This window comes from Amycolatopsis sp. NPDC021455 (assembly GCF_040640995.1).
GTDB lineage: Bacteria > Actinomycetota > Actinomycetes > Mycobacteriales > Pseudonocardiaceae > Amycolatopsis.
Genome location: NZ_JBFACT010000023.1, coordinates 13,632 through 27,452, shown reverse-complemented (window position 1 = coordinate 27,452; position 13,821 = coordinate 13,632). Strand labels below are relative to the sequence as shown.

The 13,821-nt window shown below is 71.9% G+C and carries 12 protein-coding genes; 3 read left to right on the top strand and 9 right to left on the bottom strand.

Annotated features, from left to right (window positions below):
• The first annotated feature begins 177 nt into the window (after positions 1–177).
• Positions 178–1,764, top strand: coding sequence for a fatty-acid--CoA ligase FadD8 (fadD8, locus tag AB0G28_RS24725; protein ID WP_361093276.1), 1,587 nt, complete (start codon positions 178–180; stop codon positions 1,762–1,764).
• A 4-nt stretch (positions 1,765–1,768) separates the two neighbouring features.
• Here fadD8 and AB0G28_RS24720 read toward each other — a convergent pair whose 3' ends face one another.
• Both AB0G28_RS24720 and AB0G28_RS24715 read right to left on the bottom strand, forming a co-directional pair.
• A complete protein-coding gene (locus tag AB0G28_RS24720) occupies positions 1,769–2,140 on the bottom strand; it encodes a VOC family protein (protein ID WP_361093273.1) in 372 nt (123 codons plus the stop codon).
• Positions 2,141–2,144: 4 nt separating this feature from the next.
• Complete coding sequence (locus tag AB0G28_RS24715) at positions 2,145–3,152, bottom strand: YihY/virulence factor BrkB family protein (protein WP_361093270.1); 1,008 nt, start codon at positions 3,150–3,152, stop codon at positions 2,145–2,147.
• A 53-nt stretch (positions 3,153–3,205) separates the two neighbouring features.
• On the opposite strand from AB0G28_RS24715, the gene AB0G28_RS24710 reads away from it, so the two are divergent.
• The gene (locus AB0G28_RS24710) at positions 3,206–3,673 is read left to right on the top strand and encodes an SRPBCC family protein (protein ID WP_361093267.1); all 468 of its coding nucleotides are present in this window, start codon (positions 3,206–3,208) and stop codon (positions 3,671–3,673) included.
• Positions 3,674–3,762: 89 nt separating this feature from the next.
• On the opposite strand, the gene AB0G28_RS24705 is transcribed toward AB0G28_RS24710, so the two are convergent.
• From AB0G28_RS24705 to AB0G28_RS24675, 7 genes are all read right to left on the bottom strand, one after another.
• Positions 3,763–5,355: an NAD(P)/FAD-dependent oxidoreductase gene (locus AB0G28_RS24705; RefSeq protein ID WP_361093264.1), complete on the bottom strand. Its 1,593-nt coding sequence runs from the start codon at positions 5,353–5,355 to the stop codon at positions 3,763–3,765.
• A gap of 17 nt (positions 5,356–5,372) precedes the next feature.
• Positions 5,373–6,446, bottom strand: coding sequence for an NAD-dependent epimerase/dehydratase family protein (locus AB0G28_RS24700; RefSeq protein WP_361093261.1), 1,074 nt, complete (start codon positions 6,444–6,446; stop codon positions 5,373–5,375).
• A gap of 33 nt (positions 6,447–6,479) precedes the next feature.
• Positions 6,480–8,504: a CocE/NonD family hydrolase gene (locus AB0G28_RS24695; protein ID WP_361093258.1), complete on the bottom strand. Its 2,025-nt coding sequence runs from the start codon at positions 8,502–8,504 to the stop codon at positions 6,480–6,482.
• A gap of 20 nt (positions 8,505–8,524) precedes the next feature.
• The gene (locus AB0G28_RS24690) at positions 8,525–9,709 is read right to left on the bottom strand and encodes a zinc-dependent alcohol dehydrogenase (RefSeq protein WP_361093255.1); all 1,185 of its coding nucleotides are present in this window, start codon (positions 9,707–9,709) and stop codon (positions 8,525–8,527) included.
• A 131-nt stretch (positions 9,710–9,840) separates the two neighbouring features.
• Entirely contained in the window at positions 9,841–10,914 is a 1,074-nt protein-coding gene (locus AB0G28_RS24685) for an IS110 family transposase (RefSeq protein WP_361093253.1), read from the bottom strand.
• A gap of 260 nt (positions 10,915–11,174) precedes the next feature.
• Positions 11,175–12,170, bottom strand: coding sequence for an inorganic phosphate transporter (locus AB0G28_RS24680; protein WP_361093250.1), 996 nt, complete (start codon positions 12,168–12,170; stop codon positions 11,175–11,177).
• The gene (locus AB0G28_RS24675) at positions 12,170–12,784 is read right to left on the bottom strand and encodes a DUF47 family protein (RefSeq protein ID WP_361093247.1); all 615 of its coding nucleotides are present in this window, start codon (positions 12,782–12,784) and stop codon (positions 12,170–12,172) included. The genes AB0G28_RS24680 and AB0G28_RS24675 overlap by 1 nt, the downstream gene beginning before the upstream one ends.
• 91 nt (positions 12,785–12,875) lie before the next feature.
• Here AB0G28_RS24675 and AB0G28_RS24670 point away from each other — a divergent pair, with 91 nt between their 5' ends.
• Positions 12,876–13,817, top strand: coding sequence for a glycosyltransferase (locus AB0G28_RS24670; RefSeq protein ID WP_361093244.1), 942 nt, complete (start codon positions 12,876–12,878; stop codon positions 13,815–13,817).
• The last annotated feature ends 4 nt before the right edge of the window (positions 13,818–13,821 follow it).

Sequence of the window (13,821 nt, the reverse complement as noted above, 5' to 3'; positions counted from 1 at the left end):
GATGTCATGAACGACTCGTTCAGGACGTGGGACGTCCTGAACGAGTCGTTCAAGGCATCCGACGGGAGCACGTGGAACCTGTTCCACCCACCCTGCGAGCTGACAAACTCGCCCCGGCCCGCGTATGGTGTCGAAAACAGTAACGTGTTCTAGTTCGCGGCCGCGAAAGGGAGCGGGATGGACGAGCAGGCGATGCGGTATCCGAACCACCTCGGCCACCTGGTCGTCGCCGCCCTGAAGCGCCACCGGGACAAGCCGGTCATGGTGCTGGGCGACACCACGATGACCGGGGGCGGGACCGCCGAGCAGGTCAGCCAGTACGCCCAGGCCTTCGAGGCGCTCGGGGCCGGCACGGGCGCGCCGGTGGCGCTGCTGTCGCTCAACCGTCCCGAGGTGCTGCTCATCATCGCCGCCGGCCAGATGCAGGGGTCGCGGCGGACCGCGCTGCACCCCCTGGGCTCGCTCGACGACCACGCCTACATCCTGAACGACGCCGGCATCACCACGCTGATCATCGACCCGGTGCCCGCCTTCGTCGACCGCGCGCTCGGGCTGCTCGAGAAGGTCCCCGGTCTCACCCAGGTGCTCACCATCGGGCCGGTGCCCGACCGGCTGAGCCACGTCGGCAAGGACCTGACCGCGGCCGCCGCGGGCTTCGAGCCCGAGCCGCTGGCACCCGCCGTCCTGCCGCCGGACCAGGTCGTCTCCATCACCTACACCGGCGGGACGACCGGCAAGCCCAAGGGCGTCATGGGCACCGCGCAGGCGATGACCACGATGACGCAGATCCAGCTCGCGGAGTGGGAGTGGCCCGAGGCGCCGAAGTTCCTCATCTGCACCCCGCTGTCCCACGCCGGCGCGGCGTTCTTCGCCCCGACGCTGATCAAGGGCGGCTCGCTGGTCGTGGTGCCGAAGTTCGACCCCGCCGACACCCTGCGGATCATCGAAGAGCAGCGGATCACCGCCACCATGCTCGTGCCGACCATGCTCTACGCGCTGATGGACCACCCCGACTCGCGCACCCGCGACCTGTCGTCGCTGCAGACGGTGTACTACGGGGCCGCGTCGATCAACCCGGTGCGCCTGCGCGAGGCCATCGACCGGTTCGGGCCGATCTTCGCGCAGTACTACGGCCAGTCCGAGGCGCCGATGGCGATCAGCTACCTCGCCAAGGGCGACCACGACGACGCGCGGCTGGCCTCCTGCGGGCGGCCGTCGGCGTTCCTGCGCACGGCCCTGCTCGGCCCGGACGGCGAGCCGGTGCCACCCGGCGAACCGGGCGAGATCTGCGTGGCCGGGCCGCTGCTGGCGGGCGGGTACTGGAACCTGCCGGACGTCACCGCGGAGACGTTCCGCGACGGCTGGCTGCACACCGGCGACGTCGCCCGCGAGGACGAGGACGGCTTCTGGTTCATCGTCGACCGAGTGAAGGACATGATCGTCACCGGCGGGTTCAACGTGTTCCCCCGCGAGGTGGAGGACGTGGTGGCCGAGCACCCGGCGGTCGCGCAGGTCGGCGTGATCGGCACGCCCGACGACAAGTGGGGCGAGGCGGTGACGGCGGTCGTGGTGCTGCGCGAGGACGCGGACGGCGACCTCGAGCGGCTCACCGCCGAGATCCAGGCCGCGGTACGGGAGCGCAAGGGGCCGGTGCACGTGCCGAAGCAGGTGATCGTGGCCGAGTCGCTGCCGATGACCGGGCTGGGCAAGCCGGACAAGAAAGCGCTGCGCGCCCGGTACGAGCCGCGCAGCGCGGCCGTGTAGGGCGTTATACGTCCTTGCGCAGCAGGCAGAACTCGTTGCCTTCCGGGTCCTGCAGCACGACCCACGACTCGGTGCCGTCCTGGCCGACGTCGGCCGGGCGGGCGCCGAGGGCCAGGAGCCGGGCCAGCTCGGTCTCCTGGTCGCAGCCCGCCGGGCTGACGTCGAGGTGCAGGGGCAGCTTGCCGCGGCGCGGGGCGTCGGTCCTGGCCAGGATCAGCGTCGGCGGGCCCTCGCCGAAGGGGACGCCGGGCAGGCCCAGTTCGAGGCCGTCGGGTTCGTGGCCGATCACCTCGTAGCCGAGGACCGGGCACCAGAACTCGGCGAGCTTGTCCGGGTCCCGGCACTCCAGCACGAGTTCGGTGATCCGGCTCGCCATCCGCTCAGCTCCGTTCGGTCTCCCGCGCGACATCCGCGGCCTCGTCGTCGTCCATCGCCTTCGTGTCCCGCGGTGGCAGGAACGGCTCCTCCTGGCCGTCCGCCGTCTCCCCCGCCTCGATGGTCCGGCCGCGGACGAGCTCGGCGTCCAGTTCGGCGCCGAGCAGGACGGCCAGGTTCGAGATCCACAACCATACAAGGAAGGCGATCACGCCACCGAGAGAACCGTAGGTCTTGTTGTACGAGCTGAAGTTCGCCACGTACAGCGCGAACCCCGCGGACGCCAGCACCCACAGCACCACCGCGAGCAGCCCGCCGGGGGTCAGCCACTTGAAGCTCGGCTGCCGGACGTTCGGCCCCACCCAGTACAGCAGCGCGAAGGCCAGGCTGACGAGCAGGGCGATCACGGGCCACTTCGCGATGTCCCACACGAGGACACCGGTCGACCCGAGCCCGATCAGGTCGCCGAGCCGGCGGGCGACCGAGCCCGTCGCCACCACGCCGAGGGCGCACAGGGCCAGCAGCACCACGATGCCGACGGTCAGCGCCACCCGCAGCGGGAGCACCTTCCAGATCGGCCGGCCTTCCGGCATGCCGTAGATGGCGTTCGAGGCCCGCATGAAGGCGCCGATGTAGCCGGACGCCGACCAGAGCGCGCCGAGCAGGCCGAGGATGGCCAGCGGCCCGGCGAGCCCGCGCGAGCCGGCGAGCTCCCGGATCGCGCCGACGAGGATGTCCTTGCCCTGGCCGGGGACGACCTGGTTGACGTTGTCGATCACGGTCTGGATCTTGTCCGGGCCGAGCAGGCCGAGCAGCGAGGTGAGCACGATGATGCCCGGGAAGAGCGACAGCACGCCGTAGTAGGTGAGCGCCGCGGCCCAGTCGGTCAGGTTGTCGCGGTTGAACTGCTTGAAGGTCCGTTTGAGCACCGCGCCCCACGATCGTTTTGAGAGTTTTCCGGGGCTCTCGGGTTCGTTCGCCATCGCCGCCTCCTGCTCGGTCGCAGCGGGCATACCCCGTGCGGGAGTGGGTATGCCTGAATCGTCCCGAGAAGCAGGAGGAAGCCGTGCCCGAGGTAAGCCGCGTGATCGACGTACCGCCCGACGCCGTGTTCGCCGTGCTCGCCGACGGCTGGCTCTACGGCGGCTGGGTGGTCGGCAGCTCGCACATCCGCGAGGTCGACGAGGACTGGCCCGCGGTGGGTTCGCGGATCCACCACAGCGTGGGCCCGTGGCCGCTGCACATCCAGGACGTGACGGTGGTCAGGGCGGTGGAGGAGGGCCTGTCGCTGTCCCTGGAGGCCCGCGGCTGGCCCCTCGGCGCGGCGGCGGTCGGCCTCACCCTGGTCCCCCACGGCGACGGGCGGACGCTGGTCCGGATGACGGAGCACATCATCCGCGGACCGGGCAAGGTGCTGCCGGAAGCCCTGCAGGCGCTCATCGCGAAGCCGCGCAACACCGAGTCCCTGGCCCGCCTCGCCGACCTGGCCACGGGCAAGCACGCCCGAGCCCGAGGCGGCCACCCCCGCCCCTAGCGAGCCCCACCGAAAGTCCGTGAAGGCCTCCTTACCGGCTCTTATGGCCGGGAAGGAGGCCTTCACGGCCCTTGGCCTGGGTGCCGGGGTCAGCTGTAGAGGGCTCGGTGGGCGGCGCGGATGACCGCTGCGTAGGCGATGCCGAGGGAGCCGGAGCGGGCCAGGGCCGCGCGGGCCGCGTTGGCTCCCGGGCCGCCGTGGACCGCTCCGCCCGGGTGGGCCGATGCTCCCGCCAGGAACAGGCGGTCGACCGGGGTGTCCGGGCGGCCCGTGCCCACCACCGGGCGGAAGAACAGCTGCTGGTGGATCGCCGCCGTGCCGCCGTTGACCGCGCCGCCGACCAGGCCCGGGTCGTGGTCGGCCAGCTCGACCGGGCCCTGGATGTAGCGCGCCTTGATCAGGCCGGTGAAGCCGGGTGCGTTGGCCTCGACCGTCTCCTCCATCCGGCGGGCCCGGCGTTCGAGCGCGGCCCGGTTCTCCATCGTGCCGCGCGGCACGTGCGTGTACGCCCACGCCGACTCCGTGCCCGGCGGCGACCGGTCCGGGTCGCTCGTGGTCATCTGGCCCAGCAGCAGGAACGGGCGGCGCGGGGTCCGGCCGCGGCCGAGCTCGCCGCCGAACGCCGACAGCCCGTCCAGGTCCGTGCCCAGGTGGAGGGTGCCCGCCCCGCGCGCGGCTTCGGCCGTCCACGGGATCGGGCCGGACAGTGCCCAGTCCACTTTCACCGTCCCGCTGTCCCACTGGAACCGCGCCAGGTCTTCGAGAAGTCGTGGCGGCAACCATTCGGAGGCCACCAGCTCGCCGTAGAGCAGCGGAGCGGGGACGTCCGCGAGCACCGCCCGGTAAGCCCGCACCGGAGCACCGGAAGCGTCCCGGACGCCCATCGCCCGCCCGCCCGCGACGAGCACCTCGCGCACCGGACGTCCACAGTGGACCTTCCCGCCGCGGGACTCCAACCGGCGCACCAAGGCCGCGGTCAGTTCCCCGGCACCGCCCGCCGGGACGGGGAACCCTTCGTCCTGGCCGATCATCGCCATCAGCCAGCCGAACACCGCGCTGCCCGCGTTGTCCACCGAAAGGTCGCTGTGCGCGGCGTTGCCCGCCAGCAGCAGCTTCGCGCCTTCGCCGTCGAACAGCTCGTCGCCGAACCGGCGCACCGGCAGCGTCAGCATGCGCGCCAGGCGCAGCGCGTCGCCGGTCCCCGTGCGGCGCAGCAGTTTCAGTCCACCGCGGACCGGCGGGAACGACGTGAACAACGCCTCCAGCAACGGCTCGCGGATTTCCCGCCACTGCTCGAACAGCCGGCGCCACGCGTCGCCGTCGCCGGGGGCGAACTCCTCGACCGACGCCGCCGTGCGGTCGATGTCCCGCGACAGCACCACACAGCGGTCGTCGGGCAGGACGTGGGCCAGCACGTCGGGCGCGTGCCGCCAGCGCAGCCCGTGCTCCTCCAGCCGCAGCCCGCGGATCGCCGGGGACACCGCGCTCATCGGGTAGAAGGCGCTGAACAGGTCGTTGCGGAAGCCGGGCTCGGTGACCTCGGCGGTCCGGACCGCGCCGCCGGGGTGCGCGGTCGCCTCCAGCACCAGCACCGACCAGCCCTCGTCGGCCAGGAGGTTCGCCGCCACCAGGCCGTTGTGCCCGGCGCCGATCACCACGGCGTCGAAGGCTTCCGTACTCACTCCGGCCTCCCGGCTGGTCAGGCTTGCGACTGGTGGCTCGGCCCGGCCCGGGTGAGCGAGCGGAACCGGGCCAGGACCCCGTCGCGGCGCGGCGGGGCCAGGGGCGCGCTCGCCGCCCCCGCGCCCGCCCGGAGCCCGGCGACGAGGTCGGCGAGCGCGGACGCGGCGTCATACCGAGGTTGCCAGCCCAGCGCGGTCTCCGCCAGCGTGGTGTCGCCGAGCGCCGCCCGGTCGGCCAGCTCGAGCCACCCGGGATGCACCGGCAGCACCCCGCCGAGCCAGGCCGCCCGGGTCGCGAGCCGCACCACGGGCTTCGGCACCGGGACGCGGGTTCCCCCGAGGACACCGGCCAGCGCGTCCGCGTCGAGCACCTCCGGCGCGGCGAGGTTGACCGGGCCGGTGAAGTCCTTGCCGAGAATGAGCCGGATCGCCTCGGCGACGTCGGAAGTGTGCACCACCTGCGCGCGCAGGTCCGTCCACAGCGGAACCGGCAGCCGCCGCCCGCCGACGAGACCGGCGGGCACCACCGGGCCGAGCAGCCAGCGCGCGAACTCCCCGGCCGCGTGCCGGTGCAGGATCGCGCACGGCCGGATCCGCGCCACCCGGACGCCCGGATGCCGCTCCTCGAAGCGGTCGAGCAGGGCTTCCAGCGCGGCCTTGCCCCGGCTGTAGGCACTCCCTGCGATGCCGTCGCACGGCCAGTCCTCGGCCACCTTCTCCCAGCGGGGCGCCGGCCCGTAGGCGGCGACGGAAGACGCGACGACGACGTGCGGCACGCGGGCGGCCACCACCGCAGCGAGCACGTTCCGGGTGCCCTGGTCGTTGGTGCGCTCCATCGGCGGGTCGCTCCGCGCCGGCGAGATCGCCCACGCCAGGTGCACGACGGCGTCCGCGCCCGCGAACACCGCAGCCAGCTCCTCCTCGGCGCCGGGGACGCCGACGTCGAGGGCGTGCCAGCTCGCCCGGCGGTACGGCTCGGCCGTCGTGTCCGGCGGCCGCCGCGCGAGCCCGGCCAGGTCGTGGCCGGGCTCGAGGGCGGTCAGCAGCGCCGTTCCGACGTTTCCGGTGGCCCCGGTGATCACGATCCGCACGCGGAAGGTCTACCCCCTGCCGCGGCGGTGAAACTAGACGAGATCGCGCGGAATCCGCTTGTGCCAGTTGCGCGAGACGATCCGCCGGGCCCCGTCGTAGCCGTCGAGCTGCGCGTCGATGACGAACTCGGTGTCGGTGCACGACACCCGGGTGCGGGTCTCGCTGCGCGCCAGCCAGTCGCCGCGCGCGAAGGTGACGTCCCACGCGGCTTCCGCCACCGGCGAGCAGAAGTCGTCGGCGACCCAGCTGTAGCGCTCGCGGACGTCCCGGGTGATCTCCAGGTCGAGGTCGTCGTAGCGGACCGTGCCGGCGTTCTTCACGATGTCCAGCGCCGACTGGTAGCCGACGAGGTCCCGTGAGACGGTCCAGCGCTGCTCCCCCGGCGTCAGCGCGGTCACCGGCATCGGCGGCGCGCCTTCGGGTTCGCCGAACGGCCGGGCCGGCAGCTCGTCCGGCTCGGCGACCGGGCGCACCGGCAGCTCCAGCGTGCTGTGTCCGGTGTGGACACTCAGCAGGACCGGCGTCGGCGGCGGCCAGGCCAGCGGCCAGTACGACGTGGACAGCGAAAGCCGGATCCGGTGCCCGGCCGGGAAGACCTGTGCCACGGCGTTCAGCTCGATCTCGACTTCGCACCGCCGGCCCGGTTCCATCGGCGACGGCTCGTCGTGGCCGTCCCGGTGGGTCAGGTTGAGCAGCCCGTAGGTGACGCGCGTGGCCCGTCCGTCCGGCGCGACGTCCGAGATCCGCGCGGCGATCATCGCGACCGGCTGGTCGGCCGAGACCTCCAGCCGCACGATCGGGGAACCGAGGATCTCGCAGCGCTCGGTGAGCACGTCGGTGTCGAAGACGAGCGAACCGCCGTCCTCCTCGCGCTGGTCGTAGGGCAGGTCGGGCGGGGCGCTGTAGGACGCCCACTTCCCGGAGAACTGCCCGACCGACAACGGCGACGACACCGTCAGCGCCTCATCCGGGACGGTCTCCCCCGGCCGCGCGAGACGGTGCCGGGCCAGCGGCAGCTCCTGCGGCTCGACGTGCGGCGACGGCCAGGTCGCCTCGCCGACCCACCGGCCGGGCCGGTCTTCGTAGGACGTCGACGGCGGCACGCTTTCCTGCATCCAGGTCCGCAGCATCGGCCCGTCCATGGCGTCGTTCTCTTCGCCGCGCAGCCAGTGGTCCCACCACTTGACGACTTCCTGGAGGTAGCCGATCGCCGGTCCGGGCTCGCCGAGGTGCGGGTACTTGTGCGACCACGGGCCGATCAGTCCCCGGCGCGGGACGTCGAGGTGGGCCAGGAGCCGGATCACGGCGTTGGAGTAGCCGTCGGCCCAGCCGCTCGACGCGAGCACGGGCACCTGGACGTCGCTGTAGTTCTCCGACACCGAAGCGTGCCGCCAGTAGTCGTCACGGCGCTGGTGGCCGAGCCAGTCGTCGATCCACAGGCTGCAGTTCTCCAGCCGCTCCAGCCACATTTCGCGCCACCGCTCGCCGACGACCGCCGGGTCCGGTGGCAGCGTGGCGTAGGCGAACATCGTGCCGGACTCGGCGACGTTGTCCGAGAGCAGGCAGCCGCCCATGTAGTGCATGTCGTCGGCGAAGCGGTCGTCGGTGAACGACGAGATGACGATCGCCCGCAGGCTCGGCGGTTTCCGCGCGGCGACCTGCAGCGCGGCGAACGCGCCCCACGAGATGCCCATCATCCCGGTGTCGCCGGTGCACCACGGCTGCGCGGCGATCCACTCGAGGACCTCCTCGGCGTCGAGCTGCTCGCGTTCGAGGTACTCGTCGGCCAGGACGCCCTCGGACTCGCCGGTGCCGCGGATGTCCACGCGCACGCAGGCGTAGCCGTGGCCGGCGAGGTAGGGGTGGTGGATGGAGTCGCGGGGCGCGGTGAGGTCCCGCTTGCGGTAAGGGATGTATTCGAGGATCGCCGGCACCGGCTCGGTGTCCGACGAGACCGGCCGCCAGATGCGGGCGGACAGGACGGTCCCGTCGGACATCGGGATCCGGACGTGGTCTTCCTCGGTGATTTCGTACGGCAGCGAGGTGACGGCTCGCAAGAGCAACTTCCTCCCGGGGTTTACGGCTGCAGCAGGATCTTCTGGGCGCCGTCGAGTTTCTTCTGGAAGATCTCGTAGGCCCGTGGCGCTTCTTGCAGCGGCAGCTGGTGCGTGGCGAACCCCTCGACGCCGAGCGGGTCGCCGTCGCCGGTGAGCACCGGCATGATGTCGTCGAGCCAGTGCCGCACGTTGGCCTGGCCCATCCGCAGCTGGACCTGCTTGTCGAACAGGACCATCATCGGCATCGGGTCGACCATGCCGCCGTAGACGCCCGACAGCGAGATCGTTCCGCCGCGGCGGACGCTGTCGATGGCGGCGTAGAGCACGCTCAGGCGGTCGATGCCGGCCTTCTCGGTGATCTTCTCGCCGAGTGGCTGCGGCAGCAGCCCGACGAGGGTGTGCGCCAGCTTGCCGACCGGGGCACCGTGGGCCTCCATGCCGACCGCGTCGATCACCGAGTCGGCGCCGCGGCCGTTCGTCAGCTGGCGGATGGAATCGCCGATCTCCTTGTGGTCACGCGCGTCCAGCGCGGTGGCGCCGTGTTCGCGGGCCCGGGCGAGCCGCTCGGGCACCAGGTCGACGCCGATCACCTGGCCGGCCCCGCGGTGCCGGGCGATCCGGCAGCACATCTGCCCGATCGGCCCGAGGCCGAAGACGACGACCGAGCCGCCGTCCGGGACGTTCGCGTACTCGACCGCCTGCCAGGCGGTCGGGACGACGTCGGAGAGGTAGACGAACCGCTCGTCCGGCGGGCCGTCCGGGACCTTGATCGGCCCGTAGTGCGCCTGCGGGACGCGCAGGTACTCGGCCTGGCCGCCGGGGACCTGGCCGTAGAGCTTGGTGTAGCCCAGCAGCGCCGCGCCCTTGCCCTGGTCTCTGACCTGGGTCGTTTCGCACTGCGACTGCAGGCCGTGTTCGCACATCCAGCAGTGCCCGCAGGAGATGTTGAACGGGATCACGACGCGGTCGCCGGGCTTGAGGTTCGGCACCTCCGGCCCGACCTCCTCGACCACGCCCATCGGCTCGTGGCCCAGGATGTCGCCCTCGGTCATGAAGGCGCCCAGCACCTCGTAGAGGTGCAGGTCGGAGCCGCAGATCCCGCTGGAGGTCACGCGGATCACCGCGTCGGTGGCCTCCTCGACCTTCGGGTCCGGCACCTCCTCGACGCGGACGTCGCGTTTGCCGTGCCAGGTCACTGCCTTCATGGCTCTCCCTTCCGCGTGCGGGTGTCTCCGCCCCGGCTTCCCGCGGGCGGTGGCGGACAAACCCGCGCCCGGAGGTCGCGAATGACTCATTCGGGACCTCCGGGGCCGCGAATGAGATGCTCCTATGGATGTCAAGGGGTGGGTTGGGGGTTGTGTGCGGTGATGATGTGGTGGAGTTCGCGGGTGACGTAGCGTTTGAGGCAGCGGATGATCTCTTTTTTGGTTTTGCCTTCGGTGGTGCGTCGTTGGGCGTAGGCGCGGGTGCGGTCGTCCCAGCGCAGACGGCTTAGGACGACGCGGTAGAGGGCTGCGTTGGCTTGCCGGTCGCCGCCGCGGTTGAGGCGGTGGCGGGTTGTTTTGCCGGATGAGGCGGGGATCGGGGCGGTGCCGCAGAGCATGGCGAACGCGGCTTCGGATTTGAGTCGGTCGTGGTTTTCCCCGGCGGTGACCAGGAGCTGGCCGGCGGTGTCGGTGCCGACACCGGGGACGGCGAGCAGGCGAGGGTTGATCGCGGTGACCAGGGGTGTCAGTAGCTGGTCGAGGTCGGTGATTTCGGTGGTCAGCTGCTGGTGGCGGCGGGCCAGGGAGCGCAGGGCGAGCCGGGTGGCGGTGGCTGGGGATGCGGTGTCGGTGCGGTCGGGGTGCCATGCGGCGCAGGTGGCGATCAGGGCCGGGGCTTTCAGGCCGCGCAGCTGGTTGCGGAGCGGGTCGGGGGCGGTGACGATCAGGGCCCTGATCTGGCGCTGGGTGTCGGCGCGCTGATCGACCGCGCTGCGGCGGGCGACCCGCAGGGTGCGCAGGGCCTCGATCCGGCCGTCCCGGAGTTTGGGGATGGTGGGGTGTTCTGCTGCCAGGGCGGTCCTGGCCGCGGCGATCGCGTCGATCGGGTCGGACTTGCCTTGGAACCGGCGGGTTTTCCGGGCAGGGCGGTCGACCTCGATAACCGTGACCTGTTCCCGGTGCAGTAGCCGGGCCAGGCCGGCGCCGTAGGCTCCGGTGCCTTCGACTCCGACCCGTGCCGGCCGGCCGAACTGGTGCATCCAGCTCAGCAGCGCGGCGTATCCGGCGGTGTCGGCGGGGAACTGGGCGGTGCCCAAGATCCGCCCGACAGGGTCGATCACGGCGGCGGTGTGGGTATCGAGGTGGGTGTCGACCCCGCCGATGACCTCGAAGGTCTCCTGCGGGCCGGGTGCGATAGTGGGCATTGTCGTCCTGTCGTGCATGACCGTGGGCAGGGCGGCACGCACCAGCCGGGCAACACGGGACAAGACAGAGAAGGGGCCTCTGGCCAGGCTCCTATGAAGTCACCAACACCCCGCCGGTGAGTGCAATGAGCACCTCCCGACCAGGGCCGACACATCTCAACAAAGACCCGAAGTCAGTCATTCGCAGGGTCAGACCCCGGCGGGAGGTGCTCACCCACATCCTCTCTGTCATTCGCGACGTCCCGGCGGCCGCGGCAGGGTCAGGTGAGCAGGTCGGCGACCAAGTACACGGCCGCGGCCACCGCGGCGGCGGCCGGGAAGGTCAGGACCCAGCCCAGGACGATGTCCCGCGCGATCCCCCACCGCACCGCCGAGAGCCGCCGGGTCGCGCCGACGCCCATGATCGCCGCCGTGATCACGTGCGTCGTCGAGATCGGGGCCTTCACCGCGAACGCCGTCACGTACAACACCGACGACGCCACCGACTCCGCGACGAAACCGTGCGGCGGGTCCAGGGGGAAGACGCGGCGGCCGAGCGTCCGCATGATCCGCAGGCCACCCGAATAGGTGCCCAGCGACAAGGCCCCGGCGCACAGCAGGGTCACCCACAGCGGGACCGCGAAGGTCGTCTGTTCCCCCGCCGCCACCAGCGCCAGCACGATCACGCCCATGCCCTTCTGGGCGTCCTGCAGGCCGTGGCCGAGCGCGAGCGCCGAGGCCGAGACGATCTGGAACCGGCGGAACACCCGGCCGCTGCGGTGCGGGTTGGCGCGGCGCAGCAGCCACAGCGCGCCGACCATCGCGAGGTAGCCCAGGCACAGCCCGAGCAGCGGCGAAGCGACCATCGGGATGAGCACCTTCTCGCCGATCCCGGCCCAGTGCACGGTGCTCGCGGCGGCCAGCGCCGCGCCGACCATCCCGCCGATCAGCGAGTGCGAAGACGACGACGGAAGCCCGAAGTACCAGGTCACGAGGTTCCAGGTGATGGCACCGGCCAGCGCGGCGAACACGACCGTGAGCGCGTCCGGGCCGGCCGGGACGTCGATGATGCCCTTGGCCACCGTCGCGGCGACGCCGGTCGACAGCAGCGCCCCGGCCAGGTTCATCACCGCCGCCAGCACGAGCGCCGCGCGCAGGGTCAGCGCCCGCGTCGACACCGCGCTCGCGATCGCGTTCGCCGCGTCGTGGAAGCCGTTGGTGTAGTCGAAGAACAGCGTCAGCACGATCACGGTGACCAGGGCGGCCGTGCCCGTCACTAGGACTCCTTGACGGCGATGGTCTGCACCACGTCGCCGATGTGCTCGAAGGCGTCGGCGGCCAGCTCGAACTGCTCGACGACCTCCTTGGTCTTGAGCACCTCGAGGGCGTCGCCGCCGGGCTCGAACAGGTGGGCCAGGATCCGGCGGTAGATCCGGTCGGCCTCGTTCTCCAGCTCGTTGATCTCGATCCAGAACGGCTCGAGGTCGCCGACCTTGGCCAGGCCGGGCATCGACGACGCCGTCAGCTCGGACGCGCGGCAGAGCACCCGGACCAGGACGTCCGTGCCCGGCGGGAACGCGCCGATGCGGTACAGCACGGCCAGGTCCGCCGCGGTGTCCATGAAGTCGAGGACGTCGTCGATCTTGGCCGCCAGCGCCTGGATGTCCTCGCGGTCGAACGGCGTCACGAAGGAGCTGTTGAGTTCCACCATGATCGTGTGCGTCAGCTCGTCGCCCTGGTGTTCGACCTCGTGCAGGCGCTTCGCGATCGGCTCGCGCTCGGCGGGTTCGGCGGCCACGAGGTCCGTCAGCAACCCGGTCGCGGTGACGAGGTTTCTCGCCGCGTCGGTCAGCAGGTCGAAGAACCGGGTGCCCCGTGGGGTGAACCGCATGGACGTCCTTTCGTCGGGCGCACGACCGTCCGGAGCCGGGTACCCCGTTCGGGCGCACGTTTAACGCGCGATCTCCGGGCAATCAGGGAGCATGACCGATCCCGGATCCCGGCGCCTGAGAGTACTGCTCTGGCACGTGCACGGCTCGTGGACCGACGCTTTCGTCCGCGGCCGCCACGAATACTTCCTGCCGGTCTCGCCCGAGGGCCCGCCCTGGGGCCTCGGCAAGGCCGGGCGGGACTGGCCGTCGGTGACCGAAGTGCCGCTCGACCGGCTGGCCGAGGCCGAGCCCGACGTCGTCGTCCTGCAACGCCCGGAAGAGCTCGACTTCGCCGCCCGCCTCGGCGTTCCGGCCGTCTACGTGGAACACAACGCGCCCCGGCCGTACGCCGCGTCCAGCGAGCATCCCCTCGCCGGCCGGTCCGACATCACCGTCGCGCACGTGACCCACTTCAACGCGGCGATGTGGGACTGCGGCCGCGCGCCCACGACCGTGGTGCCGCACGGGATCCCGGACCCGGGCCCGCGCTACACCGGCGAGCTCGCCGCCGGCGTGTCGATGATCAACGAGCCGGTGCGACGGCAGCGGGTCACCGGCGCGGACCTGCTCGGCACGCTCGCCGGGGAGGCCCCCGTGGACGTGTTCGGCATGGGGACCGAGAAGCTCGGCGCGCCGCTGCGCGGCCTGGGCGACGTCCCGGCGCCGAAGCTGCACGACGAGATCGCGCGTCGCCGCGTCTACCTGCACACCGCCCGGTGGACGTCGCTCGGACTGTCCCTTTTGGAGGCGATGCACCTGGCGATGCCGGTCGTCGTGTTCGCCGCCACCGAGGCGGTCGAGGCCGTGCCGGACGACGCGGGCGTGCTCTCCACCGACGTCTCCGTGCTGGCCCGGGGCTTCCGCGAGCTGATCCACGAGCCCGACTTCGCCGCCCTCGCCGGAAAGAACGCCCGTGAGCACGCGCTGAAGCACTACGGGCTGGCCGCCTTCCTGACCGCTTGGGACCACCTCCTCGCCGAGACGGCCCGCTGAACCG

What these genes read in the sequence shown, in the direction of transcription:
- fadD8 (WP_361093276.1), top strand. Translation starts at nt 178, where the DNA reads ATGGACGAGCAGGCGATGCGGTATCCGAACCACCTCGGCCACCTGGTC.
- AB0G28_RS24720 (WP_361093273.1), bottom strand. Translation starts at nt 2,140, where the DNA reads ATGGCGAGCCGGATCACCGAACTCGTGCTGGAGTGCCGGGACCCGGAC.
- AB0G28_RS24715 (WP_361093270.1), bottom strand. Translation starts at nt 3,152, where the DNA reads ATGCCCGCTGCGACCGAGCAGGAGGCGGCGATGGCGAACGAACCCGAG.
- AB0G28_RS24690 (WP_361093255.1), bottom strand. Translation starts at nt 9,709, where the DNA reads ATGAAGGCAGTGACCTGGCACGGCAAACGCGACGTCCGCGTCGAGGAG.
- AB0G28_RS24685 (WP_361093253.1), bottom strand. Translation starts at nt 10,914, where the DNA reads ATGCCCACTATCGCACCCGGCCCGCAGGAGACCTTCGAGGTCATCGGC.
- AB0G28_RS24675 (WP_361093247.1), bottom strand. Translation starts at nt 12,784, where the DNA reads ATGCGGTTCACCCCACGGGGCACCCGGTTCTTCGACCTGCTGACCGAC.
- AB0G28_RS24670 (WP_361093244.1), top strand. Translation starts at nt 12,876, where the DNA reads ATGACCGATCCCGGATCCCGGCGCCTGAGAGTACTGCTCTGGCACGTG.